The 20,083-nt window shown below is 39.4% G+C and carries 16 protein-coding genes; 8 read left to right on the top strand and 8 right to left on the bottom strand.

Features of this window, described 5'->3' with window-relative positions:
- Nucleotides 1-220: 220 nt before the first annotated feature.
- A complete protein-coding gene (locus tag HWQ43_RS12100; protein ID WP_292733435.1) occupies nt 221-1,309 on the bottom strand; it encodes an aromatic ring-hydroxylating dioxygenase subunit alpha in 1,089 nt (362 codons plus the stop codon).
- 345 nt (nt 1,310-1,654) lie between these two features.
- Between HWQ43_RS12100 and HWQ43_RS12095 the strand changes: the two genes are divergently transcribed.
- Nucleotides 1,655-2,080, top strand: coding sequence for a heavy metal-responsive transcriptional regulator (locus HWQ43_RS12095; protein ID WP_292733432.1), 426 nt, complete (start codon nt 1,655-1,657; stop codon nt 2,078-2,080).
- 6 nt (nt 2,081-2,086) lie between these two features.
- On the opposite strand, the gene HWQ43_RS12090 is transcribed toward HWQ43_RS12095, so the two are convergent.
- From HWQ43_RS12090 to HWQ43_RS12075, 4 genes are all read right to left on the bottom strand, one after another.
- Nucleotides 2,087-2,311, bottom strand: coding sequence for a hypothetical protein (locus HWQ43_RS12090; protein WP_292733430.1), 225 nt, complete (start codon nt 2,309-2,311; stop codon nt 2,087-2,089).
- Between the two features lie 19 nt (nt 2,312-2,330).
- A complete protein-coding gene (locus HWQ43_RS12085) occupies nt 2,331-4,628 on the bottom strand; it encodes a heavy metal translocating P-type ATPase (RefSeq protein ID WP_292733427.1) in 2,298 nt (765 codons plus the stop codon).
- 99 nt (nt 4,629-4,727) lie between these two features.
- Nucleotides 4,728-4,922, bottom strand: coding sequence for a heavy-metal-associated domain-containing protein (locus HWQ43_RS12080; RefSeq protein WP_292733424.1), 195 nt, complete (start codon nt 4,920-4,922; stop codon nt 4,728-4,730).
- A 495-nt stretch (nt 4,923-5,417) separates the two neighbouring features.
- Nucleotides 5,418-6,734, bottom strand: coding sequence for a hypothetical protein (locus tag HWQ43_RS12075; RefSeq protein ID WP_292733421.1), 1,317 nt, complete (start codon nt 6,732-6,734; stop codon nt 5,418-5,420).
- Between the two features lie 375 nt (nt 6,735-7,109).
- On the opposite strand from HWQ43_RS12075, the gene HWQ43_RS12070 reads away from it, so the two are divergent.
- Together HWQ43_RS12070 and HWQ43_RS12065 are read left to right on the top strand one after the other, a co-directional pair.
- On the top strand, nt 7,110-7,397 hold the full coding sequence (locus tag HWQ43_RS12070) for a hypothetical protein (protein WP_292733418.1): 288 nt from the start codon (nt 7,110-7,112) through the stop codon (nt 7,395-7,397).
- 577 nt (nt 7,398-7,974) lie between these two features.
- Nucleotides 7,975-9,222, top strand: coding sequence for a PDDEXK nuclease domain-containing protein (locus HWQ43_RS12065; RefSeq protein ID WP_292733415.1), 1,248 nt, complete (start codon nt 7,975-7,977; stop codon nt 9,220-9,222).
- 113 nt (nt 9,223-9,335) lie between these two features.
- On the opposite strand, the gene HWQ43_RS12060 is transcribed toward HWQ43_RS12065, so the two are convergent.
- A complete protein-coding gene (locus HWQ43_RS12060; protein WP_292733412.1) occupies nt 9,336-9,665 on the bottom strand; it encodes a hypothetical protein in 330 nt (109 codons plus the stop codon).
- Between the two features lie 327 nt (nt 9,666-9,992).
- Here HWQ43_RS12060 and HWQ43_RS12055 point away from each other — a divergent pair, with 327 nt between their 5' ends.
- From HWQ43_RS12055 to HWQ43_RS12040, 4 genes are all read left to right on the top strand, one after another.
- Nucleotides 9,993-10,559, top strand: coding sequence for a Rieske 2Fe-2S domain-containing protein (locus HWQ43_RS12055; RefSeq protein WP_292733409.1), 567 nt, complete (start codon nt 9,993-9,995; stop codon nt 10,557-10,559).
- A gap of 138 nt (nt 10,560-10,697) precedes the next feature.
- The gene (locus HWQ43_RS12050) at nt 10,698-11,483 is read left to right on the top strand and encodes an HAD family hydrolase (RefSeq protein ID WP_292733406.1); all 786 of its coding nucleotides are present in this window, start codon (nt 10,698-10,700) and stop codon (nt 11,481-11,483) included.
- A gap of 170 nt (nt 11,484-11,653) precedes the next feature.
- Nucleotides 11,654-12,832: a DNA double-strand break repair nuclease NurA gene (locus tag HWQ43_RS12045; RefSeq protein WP_292733403.1), complete on the top strand. Its 1,179-nt coding sequence runs from the start codon at nt 11,654-11,656 to the stop codon at nt 12,830-12,832.
- A gap of 415 nt (nt 12,833-13,247) precedes the next feature.
- The gene (locus HWQ43_RS12040; protein WP_292733401.1) at nt 13,248-15,941 is read left to right on the top strand and encodes a PAS domain S-box protein; all 2,694 of its coding nucleotides are present in this window, start codon (nt 13,248-13,250) and stop codon (nt 15,939-15,941) included.
- Between the two features lie 150 nt (nt 15,942-16,091).
- Here HWQ43_RS12040 and HWQ43_RS12035 read toward each other — a convergent pair whose 3' ends face one another.
- Entirely contained in the window at nt 16,092-18,266 is a 2,175-nt protein-coding gene (locus HWQ43_RS12035; RefSeq protein ID WP_292733398.1) for a DEAD/DEAH box helicase, read from the bottom strand.
- Between the two features lie 189 nt (nt 18,267-18,455).
- Between HWQ43_RS12035 and HWQ43_RS12030 the strand changes: the two genes are divergently transcribed.
- Entirely contained in the window at nt 18,456-18,812 is a 357-nt protein-coding gene (locus HWQ43_RS12030; RefSeq protein WP_292733395.1) for a Spx/MgsR family RNA polymerase-binding regulatory protein, read from the top strand.
- Nucleotides 18,813-18,999: 187 nt separating this feature from the next.
- Here the strand turns inward: HWQ43_RS12030 and HWQ43_RS12025 are convergent, their stop codons facing one another.
- Nucleotides 19,000-19,830 (bottom strand): lectin ESA-2, encoded by an 831-nt coding sequence (locus HWQ43_RS12025; protein WP_292733392.1) that lies wholly within the window; start codon nt 19,828-19,830, stop codon nt 19,000-19,002.
- Nucleotides 19,831-20,083 lie beyond the last annotated feature (253 nt).

Genomic DNA, 20,083 nt, shown 5'->3' with positions numbered 1-20,083 from the left:
TGCGTGGGTTTCAAACACTCAATTTTTTTAGTCCGCGCAGGCGGACTTTGTTTGTGTAGCCGCGAATTCCATTCGCTAGGGCTTAAGTTGACACCAATGTACATCTATACGCCCCTACAAACACTTCATTTCTTGCAAAGATTGTTGACAATAGTTATGATACCGTGTGCGTTTAATTGGCCAAGCAGTCTGAAGGAATTTTGGTCATATAGGCATGATGTTAGTCATTACTCATTGTATCTTCCCATCTCTCACGCCTGGGCTTGCTTTCCACATCGCGCGATCGCATTTCTTGCCAAGTCCCCCACATTAGGGATTGTTGTTTTTCAACATGGTTAATAAACTGCATAATTGAGTGATCTGCTTTGATGGGAGTTTTCAAATCAAACTGAATTGTTTGAAGAATCTTGATGTCACCCATGAGAAAGTACTTAGCTGTAATCTTAGTCAGCCATAGCACAACTCGATTGCATAACCAACCAAAAATTCCTTTACGTTTTTTAGTCATCAACAGAACTTGACCTTCAGTTTTTCCCCCTTCATGGAGGCGAACTGCAACCATCATGTGGATATGAAAGAAATCAGGACCAATTGTCACAATGCCAATGCTACCGTACCAATAGCAAATACTATAAGTTATGACATTTTTGTAGAAAAGACGGATGAGCTTAATCAACAAGAAATTGTCTTTAATGGGTGTAGTATTACTGAAAATAATCGCATTCTCGTTCAGTTCGTGTCTTTCAAAAATAATTTCTAGTGGCAATTTGTGAACTGTATTGAGGTGTTGAGCATCAATTGCATTAATCATCACCACATTGGGGTGACAGTTCAGCAAGAAGTGGGAATGGATGGCGACATCACACTCTTTTTGCTCTAACTCTGGAACAAAAGGTAGAGGTTGTTGCGGTATTTCTCCAGTCCAAACCCAAATCATCCCATATTTTTCAGCAGTAGGCCAAGTTTGTAATTTTAGGGAAGGTGGTATATCTAAACATGGGATATCAATACACATCCCCTCAGCATCAAACTTCCAGTGGTGGAAAAAACAACGTAGTGCATTACCCTCAACTTTGCCTTCAGCAAGGTGAGCGCCCATGTGTGGACAGTAGGCATCTAAGGTAACTACTCTTTTATCTTTCCCACGGTAAATTACTAATTCTCTACCCAAAATCGTGACAGGTTTTACTTCACCCACCCGCAGATTTTGAGAAGGTATTACCCAATACCATCCCTCAATAAAACGCTCTGGATTATTGAAAATTTTAGGTTTACGGATTGAGCTAGAAGTCTGCGAGTTGAGATTCATTTTTATGGTTTCACTTGAAGTGAAGCAGTTGATCTAGAAGTAACATGGGAACTCTAAAAAAACAGTTACTTTCAGTACCATGAGAAACAGCTACCCAATAAATAGATAAAAATCATCAGGTAAAATCTTGAATAAATATTATTAAAAATGTCAAAATTATGCCAATTTAATATCAGCTAAATTCCAACTATCCATTTATAATAGATGATTGAAAATTTACAACTTAGTAAAATCTCTAATTAGATAAAAAGTTCCAATACTGATGCTAAGATTTGCCTAAACTCTCAACCCCCTTGAATTTAGCAAAATATGTAATAATAATTACAAAACTTGGGAAAATCTACCATGCTAACTCAAGATAAAAAACTACTTTTAATTGGTCAGGTAACAGATTTAACTGGAATACCCATCAGGACAATTCGTTATTATGAGAGTTTAGGTTTAATCAATTCATTAAGACGAACAGAGGGAGGCTTTCGCCAGTTTTCATTGGATGTGCTAACTCGTCTAGCATTCATTAAAAGGGCACAAAATCTTGGTCTTAGCCTAGAAGAGATTGGTAATATTCTTCATGTTTATGACCAAGGGCAAACTCCTTGTGGTGAAATCAAAGAAAAACTTGAAGAGAAGGTCTTGCAGATCGATCGCCAAATCGATCAACTGTTAACTTTACGCTCTGAAATCAAGGGATTACTTTCAGGCTGGAAGAATATCAGCGACCATCATGAGAAGACAATTTGTCCGATTATTCAAAACACCTCTCAGGACTGACACTAATCAGGAATCAGGACTTTTATAGAGAAGAAACCACCACAACTCTAGTCCAATTAAGGCTAAACCTGCGATCGCAACACCAACTTTCAATCCCAAAGCTTGCTCAATGCGTTGAAATTGGCTAGTTTGCTCTGATGAATGGGCTGGCATTTCTGCTACTGTTACACCTGATGTTCCAGTGAGCAGCACTAAAGCTATCAGGCTTCCGCAAAGCGTTTTTTTGAACATTTGCTAAATTCCCCTGCAATTATGAGCTAATTTTTGGTTGAAAGTTACGCAATCTCAGGGCATTGCTAACAACAGACAGCGAAGAAAGAGCCATCGCCGCCCCGGCGATAATAGGATTGAGTAACCAACCAAAGATAGGGAACAGAATTCCCGCCGCAATGGGAATACCAATGACGTTGTAAATAAAGGCAAAGAAGAGATTTTGCCTGATATTGTTGATGGTAGCGCGACTAAGTTGAATAGCCGTGACAATTCCTTGCAAATCTCCAGAAATTAGGGTGATATCGCTAGCTGCGATCGCTACATCTGTTCCCGTACCAATAGCAATTCCCACATCAGCCTGTGCTAACGCTGGCGCATCATTAATGCCATCACCTACCATTGCGACAATTTTAGATTTTGGGTTTTGGATTTTGGATTTGGGAAATTTCTCTATCTCCCCTTGCAATGATTGGATAATCGCTGCCTTCTGATCTGGACGGACTTCGGCAAAGATTCGCTGGATGCCAACTTGTCTTGCGATCGCATCAGCAGTTTTACGATTGTCTCCGGTGAGCATTACTACTTCTAAGCCTAGCTTCTGTAAAGCTTTCACCACTGCTGCTGACGAAGGTTTTAGGGCATCAGCAATACCCATTATTCCTTGTAGTTCGCCATCTACAGCAATCAAAATAACTGTTTTACCAGCCGCTTCCCATACATCTTTATATTGCTGGAGAGTTATGGTGTTAATTCCAAGTTCTGTTAACCAGCGTTGTGTACCAATTTGCACAAGCTGATTTGCAACAACTGCTTGGACACCACTACCTGCATTAGCTACGAAGTTCTTTGCATCTATTAAACTCACTTCTTGAGACTGGGCGTATTTTACAACCGCTTCAGCTAAAGGATGCTCAGAATTACGTTCTACCGTTGCTGCTAATTGTAAAAGTTGGAGTTCATTACCATTAGCTGTGCCGTTGATAGTTACAAAGTCTGTAACCGTCGGTTTCCCTTGAGTCAAAGTGCCAGTTTTATCTAAAACGATGGTTTGAATTTTGTGTGCTATTTCTAAGCTGTCAGCACCCTTAATTAAAATGCCATTTTCTGCACCTTTGCCCGTCCCCACCATTACAGAAGTGGGAGTAGCTAAACCCAAAGCACAAGGACAGGCGATAATTAGTACACCCACCGTTGTCATTGTGGCTAGGGTGAGGTTGCCAGTGAAATTAAACCAAATGACGAAAGTGGCGATCGCAACGGCAATCACAGCTGGTACAAACCATCCTGTAACTCGATCTGCCAAGCGCTGAATTGGTGCTTTAGAACCTTGCGCTTGTTGCACCAATTTAACTATTTGAGCCAAAAACGTATCATTTCCAACTCGTGTCACCCGAAACTGAAATGCACCTGCACCGTTAATCGTCGCCCCAATCACCTCATCTCCTGGCTGCTTTTTAACTGGCAAACTTTCACCCGTCACCATCGCTTCATCTACCGTCGAAGCGCCTGCAATCACCTCACCATCTACCGGAATCTTTTCACCAGGACGCACTAAAATCACATCGTTGATTCTGACTTCGGCGATGGGAACATCAATTTCTTTACCATCACGGATAACTCTGGCATCTCTAGCTTGCAATCCGATGAGTTTGCGGATGGCTTCAGAAGTTTGTCCCCTAGCGCGATTTTCTAATAACCGCCCCAGCAAAATTAAGGTAATGACAATGGCGGCAACTTCGTAATAAATATGAGGAATCAAGCCTTGAGCAATAAAAAATTTCGGGAAAATGGTGACAAACAAAGAATATAGATAGGCTGCACTTGTACCCAAAGCAATCAGCGTGTCCATCGTCGCCGTATGGCGCTTGAGGGATTTCCAGCCATTCCGGTAAAAAGATCCACCACACCAGAAAACAACAGGTGTTGTCAGCACTAACTGCACCCAAGAATTTTGCAGGAAGTTTGGAATTAAAGGTAAGTTCAGCCCAGTCATCATGGGCAACGACCCCAAAAGTAGGAAAATGCTGATTACACCTCCCACCACTACCTTGAGAGAGAGTTGGCGTTGTAATGCTTGCCTACTTGCTTTTTCAGCATCATCTTCTTCAGAGAGCAATTCTTCCTGGAGTGAGTCAGAAGAGTATCCCGCAGATGCGATCGCACTTTGGATTTTCTGTAAATTCGCTAGAGAGCGATCGTATTTGATGGTAGCTTGCTCTGCTCCAAAGTTAACGTTACAGTCAATTACCCCAGAAACAGAGCGAATTGCCTTTTCGATATTGTTGGCGCAAGCGGCACAACTCATGCCTCGAAGTTTGAGTGTGAGAGTATCCATAACTAGATGAACCCCTGTGATTAGTGTGAGAGGAGCGTGAAGAAGGCAGGAGGCTCTAGAGCATTATTCCTTCTCCCTCCTGCCTGTCGTTGCTAAAAATTAAGCAACTGGATAACCCGCAGCAGCCAACGCTTCTTTAATTGCTGTTTCTGATGCTTGAGTTTCTACACTGACAAGCTTGGTTGTTGGATCAGCCTGAACCCTAGCATTGGCATCGACTGCCTGAAGTGTTTTGGTGATGGTGCTTGCACAAGCAGAACAAGCCATGTTGGGAACTGTAAGTTGGAGAGTCATAGATTTACGGGATAAAATGAACAACTTAGCCAGATTGAGCTGGATGACTGAGACGTATCCCTCACACATCAGAAATAACTGGAAAGAGAGTCGCCTTGAATTCATCCTAGACTCTCTAGCCGGCTGGAGAGTCTAGAGATTTTTAAAAGTTTTTCGTTAAACTTCAAATTTCTTTACAACTTTGGTTTGGGGCAGGGCTGTTTCATTCCCTAAATGGCTTGAAAAATCAAGGGTTATAGCGATTAAAGATTGATTATTTTTTTACCAATGTGCCGATAAAATCAACAATTTTACTGTTATTTAAGTGCTTAAAAGTTCATCTCATCGTCACCCTCACCTTTGAAAGGGGAGGGTTAGGGTGGGGTAAAACCTTGGTTAATCAGCTATTTTAGACTTGTGTGTACACCGTAGCCTTAATCAGGGAAGGTTGAGAGGGGTCAAAATAATGTGCAGCTTCACAGAGAATTGGTATTAGTTGTTGACAGTTGAGAAATCTCACTGGAGTTGCTTGAATTTATTATTTGCCGATAGCAATAACTCTTGAGCTTTTAAATAAATAGTTGTACCTTTTTCTACCTTTTCTAATTGGTTAATAATCCCGTGTAACTGACTAATTATACGATTGCGATCTAAATTTTTGGGGTCAGTGGGAATTGAAGCCATTAAGCTTTCTATTTCTCGTTGTGCCATGAAGAAAGCCTGTACAGAATCTGCCTCAGCTTGTCGTCTTACTTTGACTTGACCCAAATTACTCTCATAAGTTGCTAATAACTTTTGTGCTTCTGCATAACCTACCAAATCTTCAGAAGAAATCTGTTTTAACCGATTAATCGCTTCTGACCATAAATTTTCTATTTGTTCCCATTCGGTAACTGTGTGTGGTGGATTTTGACCAGCTTTAGCAGCTTGCCAAGAAAATTGCTGTGCTGCGGTAATTAAAGCACTGACGCGTTCATTTCCCGCTGCTAATCCCACAACTTCTTTAAAATCACGCTTGTAGGCATCTAGTTGATTTTGAGCAGTTCTTCCGGCTAAGGTTTGTCCGGGAATTTCTTCTAACTTATCCAGTGCTGAACGCCAATCTGCGATCGCCGACTTTTTATCGGTTACTGTTGTAGCAATTTGATACTGCTGTTTTGCATTCAATAATGCCTGGCTATTATCAGTGAGCAAGGTTTGAGCATTTTTTTCCTGAAAAACCTTGGCTTCTAGTTGCCCTACTTGACGACGCGCTGCATTCAGACCGTAAATGCTGAACCGCCAGTCGTACCACCAATATTTGTATTCCGGCCAATCGTTAACCAACCCAACTGGCAAGTTATCCAAATGTGTTTTTGTCTGTTGCAGTTGTTGTTCACCCAACGCCAAATCTGCCGCACTAGTGGGTTTTTCAATCAAGTATTCAGCTTGCTCAATTGATGCCAACGCCTGTCGATAGTGCTGTTCCATGCTCATGTAACTGGGTAGCAATAAAAAAGGCGCATTTTGCACCACAGTCCGGCGAATTATTGGGTAAGGTAGATTCGCCAGCCAAACCACACCTGCGGGAATACCGATAAGTATTGCTATCCATATCAACTTAGTACCTATACCTCTGTTGGCTTTGCTAGGTCTTTTTTGATGGGATATACTGCTAACCTGCCCCTGTGCTGCTATTTCCTGTTCTAATTCAGCTAGAGTTTTTGGTTGTGATGGTTTTGCTGGTTGCTTGAGTCCTATAGGTTGTTGGCTGATTACAGATGGATTTATCCCAGAAACATTTTGAGAGTTATTACGGGAAAATTTTTTAGTAATTTTGTGTAAAAAGGTCATAAATAGATTCAGTGCTTAGTTTAGTATTCCACAACTAAGCTCGAAATAAAAACAATACGTGGCTTTTTACAAAAGCTCCAAGGGTGCGATCGCTATTTTGTAGTATTTTTGTACCATAAAAAAGGGGTATCCACAGGTCATATTGATGTGCAGGTTAAGGCAGAAATGGTAGACGTTGTGGCGCGATTGAGTCCGGTATTGACGTTTAGGCGTAACTGCTAAATAAAAAGCCCCTGGTCAACGCCAGGGGTATCCATCTTTATTCCCTCATTTAGAATGGCATCTGTGAAGCTATTGTAAATCCGTACTAATGCGATAAACGCATATTAATGATGATTATTTTGCAATCAGCTAGATAGGAAGTTACTCAGTTGCATGGATAAGAGCGATGTCTACGACGGGCTGCGCCTACATTTTTTTGCAATCTCCATTCAAAACATGGGATTGTGTTCATTATCCCAACACTTGCGATCGCTCCAATGTCTGCCAGTATGTTCGCATTCAGATGCATTATCTATCCAAGGAATCGATGTAGAGTGGTACGAGTTTCCAATGGAAGCGAATAAGCTAGCACTGAATAAGGGTAATAATAAGGATAAAACTATCAATGTACAAATTGGTAGAGTGATTAAATATCCAGTAAGCAGTACAATTTTGCTATGAGTCAAAAGGAATGTACCTATTTTATTGTTTTTTTGACGAGTTTTTAAGCTAGTTCTTGAATTCGATAAATGCATAATACAACCCTATTAATGCCAGCTTATATAACAATCACATTTGATTTTTAAAAGCCAAGCTAACTGAGAACAAACCGATCGGGTTTTGCTCTCAGTCTATTTAGCAAAAATCAAATATGAGTCTTATATAAGTATGGATTTTTACGTAAGAACATTATTCAGGCTATACACTCTGATGTCAAAGGTATAAGTAATGACTTCTTAGAACTTTTAATCTTTGGGCGCAAAAAAATATTTTACATAAAAATATCTTGAAGTTTTGGCACTCGCTTTTGTGTAAATACTGACAAATTTCACTCACAGCCTTCTTTCGCCGATACAGCAAAAATACTTGTAGTTTGCTGGATATTTGTATACAGCAGTTTTTAAGTTGGTGAGGTACATAAGCTAAGTCTATTACCCAGACAGAAAGAGTGTTTTACTTCTGAATTCTGCTGTATCTGTATCTGATACCAAAATTTGGTGTAATCCTGGCAGAATAGAAGTAGCACTAATTCTTTTTTATGCCTAGAGACGATAAATCTGAAACTTCACAAAAGAGTGCATCTGCGATCATTGGTTATGAAGATTTTTTAACTGAACTAAAAACACGAATTTCTAGCGCTCAGTTACGGGCCGCAGTTGCAGTCAATAAAGAATTACTATTACTCTACTGGCAAATTGGGCGAGATATTCTGAATCGCCAACAGCAGCAGGGTTGGGGCGCAAAAGTTATCAATCGTCTGGCGGCTGACTTGCAGAAAGCTTTTCCAGAAATGAAAGGCTTTTCGCTTCGCAACCTCAAGTATATGCGGGCATTTGCCGAAGCTTATCCAGATGAGCAATTAGTGCAACAAGTTGTTGCACTAATTGCCTGGGGTCATAATGTTCGGATTTTGGATACTGTTAAAGACCAAACAGAACGCTTGTGGTATGTACAACAAACTATTCAGCATGGATGGAGTCGGAATGTTTTAGTTCACCAGATTGAAAGCAAGTTGTATTACCGTCAGGGTAAAGCAACCACTAACTTTAACCGAACTCTGCCTCAACCACAATCACAATTAGCACAGCAATTGTTGAAAGACCCCTACACTTTTGATTTTCTCAATTTAGGGGAAGATTTTTTAGAACGTGATTTGGAACGTGCTTTAATCAATCACATCCGCGATTTTTTACTAGAGTTAGGGGTTGGTTTTGGTTATTTAGGTAGTCAATACCATCTTGAAGTTGGTGGTGAAGACTTTTATATTGATTTGTTGTTTTATCACGCACGTTTACACTGCTATATAGTGATTGACCTAAAAATTGAAGAGTTCAAACCAGAGTATTCCGGTAAGATGAATTTCTATGTTAGTGCGGTGGATGATTTATTGAGGCAACCAGATGATCGGCCTACAATTGGAATGATTTTGTGCAAAAGCAAAAATAAGGTAATTGCTGAATATTCTCTGCGAGATATGCATAAGCCAATTGGTGTTTCCGTGTATCAGCTAAAAAATACTTTACCGGAAGCGTTGCAAGGAAATTTGCCAACGATTGAGCAGTTAGAAGCTGAGTTGGAAACAGTGTCAATTATTGAGAAAGTCAATGGACTCAGTGGTTCAGAAGGAAAAATGGAAGTAACCCATTATCCATTAGATGAAGCATATAAAAGGCTTAGACTACAGACAAAAAGAACTGAGTTCTCACCAGAAGAAATAAGAAACGAAGTTGCAAAAATCCGGAGCGAAATAAATGCTAATACAACTAAAGATTCTGATTTAATTTAGAGTGTATTCCAATGCAGAGGAAAATATCTTCAATCTGCTGTCAGCGCGAGACGCAAAGAAGCAGAGAGTATTTGATAACTTCTCTGTGTCTTTGCGTCTTCCATAAACAACTACTACCAAATTCGATTTCCATTTTCGTCAAGTCGTGCCTGCCGAATTACGTCGGAGATTTCTTCAGCGTCTTTAACGTGGTGAAGTGCCTTCTTTTCGCCGTTGGGTTCATCCACAACGAAGTAAGTCGGGACTGTGATTCTGTCGCCTGTAATGTCTGGTACATCATCAACAGCTGCCTGTTTAGCCTTCTCTTCAATTGATTGAGGTTTATCAGAAATTCTGTCTCCTGGATTCGCGGTTAAATTTTCTTTGTTTACGTCTAGCTCACGAGAATCCCGGTCTTCAGTTACTGGTTGATTAATTTGATTTTCTTGATTCTTATCACTCATGGCGCTTTCAGTTATTAAAATATGGAACTCGACTAACAACAGCTTAAAAAATCAAAGGCATAAAGAGTTCTTTCTCTGGAGAGAGTTTGAGAATATCTTTTGAAGAGATTTTGTGAGGAACATATCTTAGGTTATAGCCTAGCTCTGAGGCTTATAAATAACCTCATACTCCAGGAATAAATAATAATTAAAAACTACAGTTGAGGTGCAACTCTTAAAAAAGCAATTTTAATGAAAATCAACCCACAGTAAACACAAATGTACATTAATATTAATGCGATCGCACCGTAGTATATTAGTAGACCTTTGTAGGTAAATCGAATCATCATGGAAAATTCTTCTACTAATGGCAAAGTTCCAGCGAGGATAAAAACGCGCCGGGATTTTTTAACCTATATGCTAGGTACTACAGTTGCATCAGTAGCTATCGGATATCTATTTCCCAAAGTCAGCCAAAGTCGTGAGATAGACCTAGAAACCCTTTGCTCACTTTATCCAAAGAATTCACGCTGTCAAAATTATCTTCCAGGATCGGTGGCCCTGGCTGAAGACGGCAAACAAATTGAAGCTAATACACTATTAGCAACCTCAAAGCCAGGAATTCCGATTCTGGTAAAAGGTTTGCCAGATCGTAGCGTTGATTATCTGATTATTCAAGACGGGCCACAGATTGCTGAGTACGCTATCAATCCAATCTGCACCCATTTAGGATGTACAGTCAAGTGGGATCTTGAGAAGAATCACTTTATTTGTCCTTGTCACGGATCTCAATACGATTCTCAGGGTCGAGTTGTTCATGGCCCAGCTAAACGCTCGTTACCACTAATCACCGTAGTAGTCAAGCAAAACCAAATTCGTTTAGTCGATCGCAAACCTGCTCTAGATCCTCGTTAACCTAGCATTAACAAATCCAATTTAACAATGCCACCAGACTTTTTCGGCAAATTTATGAATTATAAAAGACTAACAAAAATTACTGCATGATTTAAATTTGTCGGGTAAGCTGACAACAGCAGTTTCATTCTCAAACCAATGACCACAAGTAGTCCCAAAATTTTAGCCCTGGACTTTGATGGAGTGATTTGCGACGGATTAATTGAATACTTTGAGGTAGCATGGCGTACCTACTGTGAAATTTGGTCTTCTGCTAACGACACACCGCCAGATGATTTAGCTTTGAGATTCTATCGACTAAGGCCTGTTATTGAAACGGGTTGGGAAATGCCCATTTTAATTAAAGCCTTGGTAGATGGAATTTCTGACGAAAATATTCTTCATGAATGGGTGAGCATTGCCCCACAAATTTTGTTAAATGATAAGCTCCAAGCAAGAGAAATTGGTGCAAAACTAGATAATCAACGAGATGAATGCATTACTACTGATTTAAGTGGTTGGCTGAGTCTGCATAGATTTTATCCGTCTGTAATAGAAAAAATCAAATTAACTATTGACAGTGGAGTTAAGTTATACATTGTGACAACGAAAGAAGGGCGTTTTGTACAGCAGTTGTTGCAACAGGAAGGAGTAAATTTACCACCAGAATCAATCTTTGGGAAAGAAGTTAAGCGTCCAAAATATGAAATTTTGCGAGACTTAATTCAGTCAGTAGAAGACAAGCCAGTTAGTCTCTGGTTTGTGGAAGATAGACTCAAGACATTACAGTTAGTCCAACAGCAAGCAGACCTTGAAAATGTAAAACTTTTCCTTGCAGATTGGGGCTATAATACCCAAGCCGAACGGGAAACTGCTCAAAACGATCCGCGAATTCAGTTGTTATCACTTTCTCAGTTTGCCAAAGATTTCTCAGCTTGGCTTTAATATATTAAATATCGAGTCAAAAAGAGACGTAGCAGCGTTACGTCTCTACAAGGATTCTGAATAACGCATATTTAATTTCTGACGTATTTATATAAATCAAATATGTATTTTGTCAATTTAGGTGAAATAATAACTCACAAGTATTCACTCCTCACTTTGCACTTACTTTTATGCTTGACCTAACAAAACTGGCGCGACAAATGCAGGGTTTAAGTCAGCATCTTACCTTAGAAGCTGCTGCCAGTCGTCAGCGTTTAGAACTCGCACAACAACATTTAAAAAATGCTTACCAGTCTCAACAAGATTTAATCGATCGCCAGGAAAAATGGCGCGATCGCATTCTCTTTGCTAATGCTACCCCAATTGAACCGCTAGAAACTTGCATTGATATTCCAGTTCCGCCAAAAATTCATACTGTCATCGCTACCGATGGCTCCCAAATTGCCCCCAACCATCATGAAATTGCTTACTGTTATCTGCTAAATATTGGCAGAGTCGTCTTACACTACGGACAAAATCGCCACCCACTGCTCGATAGTTTGCCAGAAGTATTTTACCGCCCAGAAGATTTATATATGTCTCGACAGTGGGGAATTAGAACTGAGGAATGGATGAGTTTTCGCCGCACTGCTTCAGAAACAACTGTGTTAGCAGAACTGGCGTGTGATGCAGCGCAAAAGGAAACGCCAGCGCTAGCGATGGTAGATGGTTCGCTAATTTACTGGTTTTTAGAACAATTGCCGATGGATGCACGCGATCGCATTTTACCCCCCATCCTAGAAGCTTGGCAGCAAATGCGTGATGCTCGAATTCCTTTAATGGGCTATCTTAGCGCCTCTCGCAGCATCGAAACAATGAACTTTTTACGGTTATCAGCTTGTCCTCATCCAGCGCCAGACTGTAAAAGCCATTGCCCAAATCAGTTAGAAAAAGTACCTTGTAAAATTTTTGAACAGTTGCGCGATACGTCTGTTTGGGCAACCAGACTCAAACCAGGACAACGTAGTACTTTATGGCGCAGCAATTCCCCCATTCTGGAACTTTACGGCGATCAAACAATTTACTTTTGCTACGTCCACGTTGGCACCGAAATCGCTCGAATCGAAGTTCCGGCATGGGTAGCGGAGAATGCAACCATGTTAGACCAAGCACTGGGACTGATGTTAGCACAAGTGCAAAAAGGATATGGCTACCCTGTAGCGATCGCTGAAGCGCATAATCAAGCAGTAGTAAAAGGTGGCGATAAAGCGCGTTTCTTTGCTCTACTTGAACAACAAATGATTAAAGCTGGTTTAAAAAATGTGGGAACTTCCTACAAAGAAGCCAGAAAACGGGGGAGTATTGCTTAAAATAATTTGTAATTCGTAATTGAATTCTTAGCTACGAATTACGCTTTGTGGTACTAATGCCTTAGCTACTTTAAGGACAATTACAGATAAAAGTTCTGATGAATTCAGTTTACGTAACACTTCTTATCTTAAATTTAAAATCTAAATGTTTACTTTACAGTTTTTTAGGGAAAACTTTATTTAGTAGAGAAATAAGCAATAACTAGCTAGTTCGCTCACTATAAAGTAGTGGATACTTATTGGATCTACATCGAGTTAACTACGTTTTTATACATAAGCGAAATAGCCTTCGCCAGAACTGATATTAGGTGAGTCTCTAGGTTGATATATCCTATCAAAATGGTTAGCCAAATTCAGTAAAAAACGCACTAACTTATTTAAACTTTTTCCAAAAATATTTATACCTAAAAAGCTGATGAAACTATTTAAATCTGAGGACAAAAAATCTGAAGAGAAATACTCTCGATTTTTCTCCCTTTCTATAGATTTATTATGTATTGCTAACTTTGATGGTTATTTTAAGTATTTAAATCCAGTATGGACAAAAACACTAGGTTGGTCAATTCAGGAACTCGTTGCTAAACCTTTTATCGAATTTATTCACCCTGAAGATCGTGAATCCACTATTGCAGCAGCTCAAAACATTACACACTCGGTAGATGCAATCAGTTTTGAAAATCGCTATCTTTGTCAGGATGGTTCTTACAAATGGCTATCGTGGAATGCGACTGGTTTTAGCGAAGAAAAGTTGATTTATGCAGTAGCTCGTGACATAACTATTAACAAAGAGAATGAAATAGCCCTAGAAAATTCTATCCAAGAATTAAAAGCTTTTAAATTTGCCTTAAATGCCCATTCACTGGTAGCTATTACTGATAGAACTGGAAGAATAACCTATGTCAATGACCTATTTTGCGAAGTTTCTAAATATTCTTCAGAAGAACTTCTAGGGCAAGATCATCGAATTATCAATTCTGGACACCACACAAAAGAATTTTTTGCAAACTTATGGAAAACTATTGCCCAAGGAAAAATATGGAAAGGAGAAATTAAAAATAAGGCTAAAGATGGAACTTTTTATTGGGTGGATACTTTGATCGCCCCAATGTTGGGACAAGATAGAAAGCCCTATCAATATGTATCGATTCGTACAGATATTACACAGCGTAAGCTTTCAGAGTTAGCTTTATTGGAGCGATCGCGCTTGTCAGTTTTGAGTGCAGAAGTCAGTTTAGCCTTATCTCAAAGTGGCACACTTCCAGAAATTTTGCAAAATTGTACAAATACTATTTCCCAATACCTTGATATCGGCTTTGTTTGTATCTGGACATTTGAACGACAGACAAACCAGCTACAATTGCAAGCTGGCGTTCATTGCACAGATATTACTTGTAGTACTTTGAGCGATACCCAAGATTTCCCAGAACATATCGCTTTAGTCAATAATATTATTGGCTTAATGATTCAAAACCATAAAGCTATTTTTAACAAAGAATTATCAATTAATAATTCAGAAAAGCTTGTCGAGTCTACATTTTCAATTTCTCGATTTTCAGCTTATCCTCTGATAGTAGAGCAGCAATTAATCGGTATAATTGCTTTATTCAGCAAGCAATTATTTACTGAACCAACTCATAACCTATTAAATTGGATTGCTAATAATATTGCTGTAGCTATTGACCGAATCTGGGCGCGAGAAGAACTCCTCAGCCGTCGGGAAGCCTTATTACTGCGTTTAGCTAGCCAAATCCGCAGTTCTCTCAACCTAGATATGATCTTAGAAACTGCTGTGAATGAAATTCGCAGCTTATTACAAATTGACCGTTGCTACTTTCTTTCTTATTTACCGCACCCATCCCAAGCAAGCTTAACTATTACCTATGAAGCACGAAATCCTAACTTAGCAAGTATGTTAGGTAGTATTCCACTGCAAAAAAGCACTTTTTTGACTAAAAATCTTCTCTCTCAAGAGCTAATTTGCATCGAAAATATTAATAGTAAATCACAAGTTGATTATGATATGCAAGAACTTTTAACTGAGTTTGGGATCACATCTCAACTAATGCTACCAGTTAAAAGTAATTCCGGGGAGATTGGGGCAATTGTTTGTAGTCATTGTAGTGGCGATCGCATTTGGAATAATAGTGAAATTAGTCTGCTACAAGCTGTTTGCGATCAACTAGCGATCGCCATCGATCATGCACAACTTTATACCCAAAGTCGCGCTGCTACTTTAGAAGCTCAAACTCAAGCTGAAAAACTCACCGAAACCTTACATAAATTGCAACAAACTCAATCTCAACTGATCCAAAATGAAAAAATGTCTAGCTTAGGACAATTAGTCGCTGGGGTTGCCCATGAAATAAACAATCCAGTTAGTTTTATTCATGGGAACTTAACCTATGCTAACGAATACTTTCAAGAGATGTTAACTCTCTTGCACCTTTATCAGCAACATTATCCCCAACCAGAAGTAGAAATAGAAAATTTCGCTGCAAAAATTGATTTAGAATTTATTACTAATGACCTTTCTAAACTCCTATCATCGATGAATATGGGGACTAATCGTATTCGTGAAATTGTTTTGGGATTGCGAAATTTTTCTCGTCATGATGAAGCGGGAAAAAAACTAGTTAACATTCATGAAGGAATTGAAAATACGTTATTAATTTTGCATCATCGCTGGAAATATAATGGAATTAGATCGGATATATGTATAGTTAAAGAATATGGTGATTTGCCCTTGGTTGATTGCTATCCTGGGCAGCTTAATCAAGTATTTATGAATATTTTAACTAATGCGATCGATGCTTTAGAAGAATCAATGGCCAGGATAAAAACAAATTATAAACCGCAAATTATAATTCATACTGAAATTTTAGAGAGTAAATTTGTTGTCATCCGAATTGCTGACAACGGATTAGGAATGGTAGAAGAGATTCAAAAGCGGTTATTTGATCCATTTTTCACGACAAAAGAGGTAGGAAAGGGAACAGGTCTCGGACTGTCAATTAGCTACCAAATTGTAGTAGAAAAACATGGTGGGATTTTGAATTGTCTATCAGAACCAGGAAAAGGCACAGAATTCTGGATTCAAATTCCAATTTAAAATATTCTACGTTTAAAAACACCACGATTTTACGCAAAGTTGTAATTTTACATTTATTTAAGAAAAAATATGTAAATAGCCCGCTGATTTGCAAGAGTCAAAAGTGTAGAGAAATTATTGACTAAAAACTATGCAAAATTTAAGGACTTTTTATTCTTTCCACAATGCCACTTGCTCTTTCAGTTCCGTCATATCCAAATAATCGTGAGCAAAAGCTTTCCATAAAAGTGGATGAGGAATAAAACTATCATATTTTTGAATTTCTGGTGCTTCTGAGGTACTTACTAAATCTTCTGAGGTAATTCTTTGTTCACACAATGAAGCAATTTCACGATAAAGATATTTAAATTTCTCCTTACCTAATTTGATTGTCAAATAATAGGGATTTACTCCACCAATACTTGTAATTTCCAATGATTCCCGAGAGTATGAGTTGAGTAATCTTTCTAAAGTGCGATAAGCAACCGTACCCATCCAAGGAAAAATACAGCATTGACCTTTTTCCAATTGCAAAATATTCTGCTTATCTAATCCAAATTGATGCGCCAATTGGCGAACTTGACATAACCGTTGCAAAGCATTTTTTTGTAAGTAACTATACTCGACATTCTCAAATAAGACTTGCTGCATTCGTTGCAAAACTTTGGTATGAATAGTCCCACCACCACCACGCCAATAAATACTAGATTTACCCTCAGCTTGTTTAACAAAAATAGCTTTTTTCTTAAAGTCAACTTCTACGACTTCCCAACTTCTGCCAGCTAAAGCAAATTGATTGCCAACAGGAAGCGGTGTGACAATACTGCCAATTTCTGTTGCACCTTGCTTAACAATATATTCTTGCTGTTCAGCGAATATAGCATAAAACTGAAATTTTCTCACCACCTTTTCTCCTGACAAACCCAGGATTAATTTACCTTGTTCAGTCTGCTGAATATGACCAATATCAATTAAATAGCGTAGTAATAGTTGTAAATCTTCTTTGTAAATCGCAGCAAAGGGTGGCAGACTAAAAATTTGTTTAGCTAGAGCATTAGCTGAAATTTCCCCTGTTGCTGTTAAAATACTCATTGTTTGGTGATAAAGCAAACTCAAAGGATATTTAATTGGTCTAATTGGTTCAATCCATTGTTCCTCTAAATAAAGTTGAATTATCGCAATACACTGTAAAAGTTGCCAGGGGATTTGTTCTGGCAGAGAAGCTTCTGATAATAGCTTCTCTTCAGCGCAGACAAAACGCATATCAGCAGCTTCACCTCTTCTACCACTGCGTCCTAAACGCTGTAAAAAGCTAGCTACAGACAAGGGTGATTCTAACTGAATCACTCGCTCTAAATGACCGATATCTATGCCTAATTCTAGAGTCAGAGTGGCGGCAGTAACAGCTGGATTGTTAGGTTCACGCATCGCATCTTCAGCAGCTTGCCGTAAACTAGCAGATATACTCCCATGATGCACATGATATATATCTGGTAATCCTTGTTCTGTGGCAATTTGTCGCAAAGATGCAATTATAGATTCGGTACGTGTGCGATTATTAGCAAATATCAGGCATTTGCGAAACTTGCTGAGGTTGAAAATATATTGTTCATCAGCTGTTGCCTCTGATTCATCTACTTCATCAGTAATATAAAAATGTTCTACAGCTAGTTTTATCTGGCGTTTTATACTATCAATTTTTGGTGTAATTACTGGCTTATCTGTTCCCGATCGCAGCCAATTTTCTGCTATTGAGTAATCACCAAGAGTTGCCGACAAACCAATACGACGCGGTTGTTTTTGCATCAACTTTGCTAAACGTTGTAATTGGCAAATAATTTGACAACCGCGTTCTGAACCCATAAAGGCGTGAATTTCATCAATGATGACAAACCTTAAATCACCAAATAAGTGAGGTAGGTCTTGATTTTTGTTAATTAGCAAACTTTCTAGAGATTCTGGGGTAATTTGGAGAATGCCTTGAGGATTTTTTAAAAGCTTGTTTTTTCGAGTTTGCGAAACATCACCGTGCCAGTGCCAAACTGGAATATCTGCTTCTTTTAGTAAGTCGTTGAGACGCTCAAATTGATCGTTAATTAAAGCTTTGATTGGACTAATATATAATGCGCCAATTGTGGCAGCAGGGTTTTCATGTAATAGAGTCAAAACTGGTAAAAAAGCTGCTTCTGTTTTACCCGCAGCAGTTGCAGCTGTAACTAGTAAGTGAGCATCAGTATCAAATATAACCTGACAAGCAGCAATTTGAACTGGTCGTAATTCAGTCCACTGGTGATGATAAATATATTCTTGGATGAAGGGTGCAAGTCGGTTAAAGGCATCGCTCATATTTTTTATGGATAAAATTTTTAGTAAAACTACTCCCTGGTATTTCATAGAGTTCCATGCTTGGAATTACCGATCGCTAAAAGCAATCGCTACTCTTAAATTTCTGCCATAGAGATTCTACGACAAGAGCATTGGTAGCAGAAGTTCCACCTGCTATGTCATATATGGAGATTGTTGCTTAATTATTTTATGTCTATTCAAGTCTACGGAATTCCCAATTGCAACACTTGCAAAAAAGCCATGATGTGGCTCCAACACAACAACATTGACCATGAATTTATCAACACCAAAGATACTCCGCCGACTCGTGAGATGATTCAAAACTGGGTAAAGTCTTTGGGTTTTGCTCCTATGCGAAACACCTCCGGTCAATCCTACCGTGCTTTAGGAGATGAAAAGAAGACTTGGGCTGATGAACAGTGGGTTGATGCATTCACTCACGATGCAATGCTGCTCAAACGTCCACTTTTCGTCAAAAATGGAACAGCTGTGCTGGTTGGCTTTAGAGATGAGGGAATAGTTCGAGAAAAATTAGATTCAGCTTAAAGAGTTCTAAGCGTTGAGTTTCCCGATAGTTAAAACTAGGGAAACTATATTATCATTGGCGACTATTATAGCGTTTCCTAATAAAATAAGTTACATCATAGCCCCCTGCCACGAAACAGCGGGCAGGGGGTTGGGGGTTGGTTTCAGTACCTACTTAACCGAGAGTCGGTATAGCGCGATCGCCTTTTTAGATTTGGTGCGATCGGAAGCCGATAGGGCCTTCACCATAATATGTTGTAGTTCCAGTTAGGGTCTTCCCACCATCACTAGATGTGACCTTGAGCGCCACTACATTCTGTCCCACACGACCGCCAATTAGCCAAATTCCACCAGGATTCCACGGCGCTGTATTACCACCCCACTGGTTTTCTACTGTGTAGTTGTTGTTGCCGACAATGTTACCTTTAAAGCCAATGGGGCCTTCACCAGAATATGTGATAGTTCCAGTAAGGGTTTTACCGCCGTCGTTCGATGTAATATCGATCGCAACAACATTTTGATTTCCGCGAGAGCCAAGTACCCAAGTTCCACCAGGATTCCACGGAGCAGATGAGCCTCCCCATTGGTTTTCCACATTATAGACACGGCCATCAACAGCAACACTCTTAAAACCGATGGGGCCTTCACCAGCATAAGTGATAGTTCCAGTCAGAGTTTTACCACCGTCGCTGGATGTAATATCGATCGCAACAACATTTTGATTTCCGCGAGAGCCAAGTACCCACGTCCCGCCGGGATTCCACGGAGCAGATGAGCCTCCCCACTGGTTTTCTACGTTGTAGTTGTCGCTCCCAGTTAAGGTAGCCTTAAAACCGATGGGGCCTTCACCAGAATATGTCGTGGTTCCAGTAAGTGTCTTGCCGTTGTCATTGGATGAAACTTTGAGTTCGACAATGCGCTGATCTGCTCTAGCTCCAATTATCCATACTCCACCAGGATTCCACGGAGCAGAGGCACCACCCCACTGATTTTGTACATTGTATAGATTATTAGCATTAATTGTTGTTGTAGTTGTCATTTTTTTTCTCCAAATTTTGATCGTTGAGTCAAAATGAATCTGTAGCAATCCGATTTGATCGCGGAAAAAACTACGCACAATTAACACTACCTTTGCCAATTTACAAGGCTTGACGTAGAACAAACCCAGATACCAAACCTTGGCAAAAGTATTGTTAAGCAGCAAGTATTAGCCTTTTATCCTGCCGTCGTTATACTAATACAAACGTAGTTAAAATTACAAGCAGATTTAATAAATTTTTAATATAAATGTA

The sequence above is a fragment of the Nostoc sp. JL31 genome (assembly GCF_017114965.1).
Taxonomy (GTDB): Bacteria; Cyanobacteriota; Cyanobacteriia; order Cyanobacteriales; family Nostocaceae; genus Nostoc; species Nostoc punctiforme_A.
Note: the sequence above shows the minus strand (reverse complement) of the source record. Positions and strands in the feature narration are given on the sequence as shown.

Excerpts from the sequence above, each read along its gene's own strand:
- HWQ43_RS12100 (WP_292733435.1), bottom strand. The coding sequence starts at position 1,309 with ATGAATCTCAACTCGCAGACTTCTAGCTCAATCCGTAAACCTAAAATT.
- HWQ43_RS12095 (WP_292733432.1), top strand. The coding sequence starts at position 1,655 with ATGCTAACTCAAGATAAAAAACTACTTTTAATTGGTCAGGTAACAGAT.
- HWQ43_RS12090 (WP_292733430.1), bottom strand. The coding sequence starts at position 2,311 with ATGTTCAAAAAAACGCTTTGCGGAAGCCTGATAGCTTTAGTGCTGCTC.
- HWQ43_RS12085 (WP_292733427.1), bottom strand. The coding sequence starts at position 4,628 with ATGGATACTCTCACACTCAAACTTCGAGGCATGAGTTGTGCCGCTTGC.
- HWQ43_RS12080 (WP_292733424.1), bottom strand. The coding sequence starts at position 4,922 with ATGACTCTCCAACTTACAGTTCCCAACATGGCTTGTTCTGCTTGTGCA.
- HWQ43_RS12075 (WP_292733421.1), bottom strand. The coding sequence starts at position 6,734 with ATGACCTTTTTACACAAAATTACTAAAAAATTTTCCCGTAATAACTCT.
- HWQ43_RS12070 (WP_292733418.1), top strand. The coding sequence starts at position 7,110 with ATGGATAAGAGCGATGTCTACGACGGGCTGCGCCTACATTTTTTTGCA.
- HWQ43_RS12065 (WP_292733415.1), top strand. The coding sequence starts at position 7,975 with ATGCCTAGAGACGATAAATCTGAAACTTCACAAAAGAGTGCATCTGCG.
- HWQ43_RS12060 (WP_292733412.1), bottom strand. The coding sequence starts at position 9,665 with ATGAGTGATAAGAATCAAGAAAATCAAATTAATCAACCAGTAACTGAA.
- HWQ43_RS12055 (WP_292733409.1), top strand. The coding sequence starts at position 9,993 with ATGGAAAATTCTTCTACTAATGGCAAAGTTCCAGCGAGGATAAAAACG.
- HWQ43_RS12050 (WP_292733406.1), top strand. The coding sequence starts at position 10,698 with ATGACCACAAGTAGTCCCAAAATTTTAGCCCTGGACTTTGATGGAGTG.
- HWQ43_RS12045 (WP_292733403.1), top strand. The coding sequence starts at position 11,654 with ATGCTTGACCTAACAAAACTGGCGCGACAAATGCAGGGTTTAAGTCAG.
- HWQ43_RS12040 (WP_292733401.1), top strand. The coding sequence starts at position 13,248 with ATGAAACTATTTAAATCTGAGGACAAAAAATCTGAAGAGAAATACTCT.
- HWQ43_RS12035 (WP_292733398.1), bottom strand. The coding sequence starts at position 18,266 with ATGAGCGATGCCTTTAACCGACTTGCACCCTTCATCCAAGAATATATT.
- HWQ43_RS12030 (WP_292733395.1), top strand. The coding sequence starts at position 18,456 with ATGTCTATTCAAGTCTACGGAATTCCCAATTGCAACACTTGCAAAAAA.
- HWQ43_RS12025 (WP_292733392.1), bottom strand. The coding sequence starts at position 19,830 with ATGACAACTACAACAACAATTAATGCTAATAATCTATACAATGTACAA.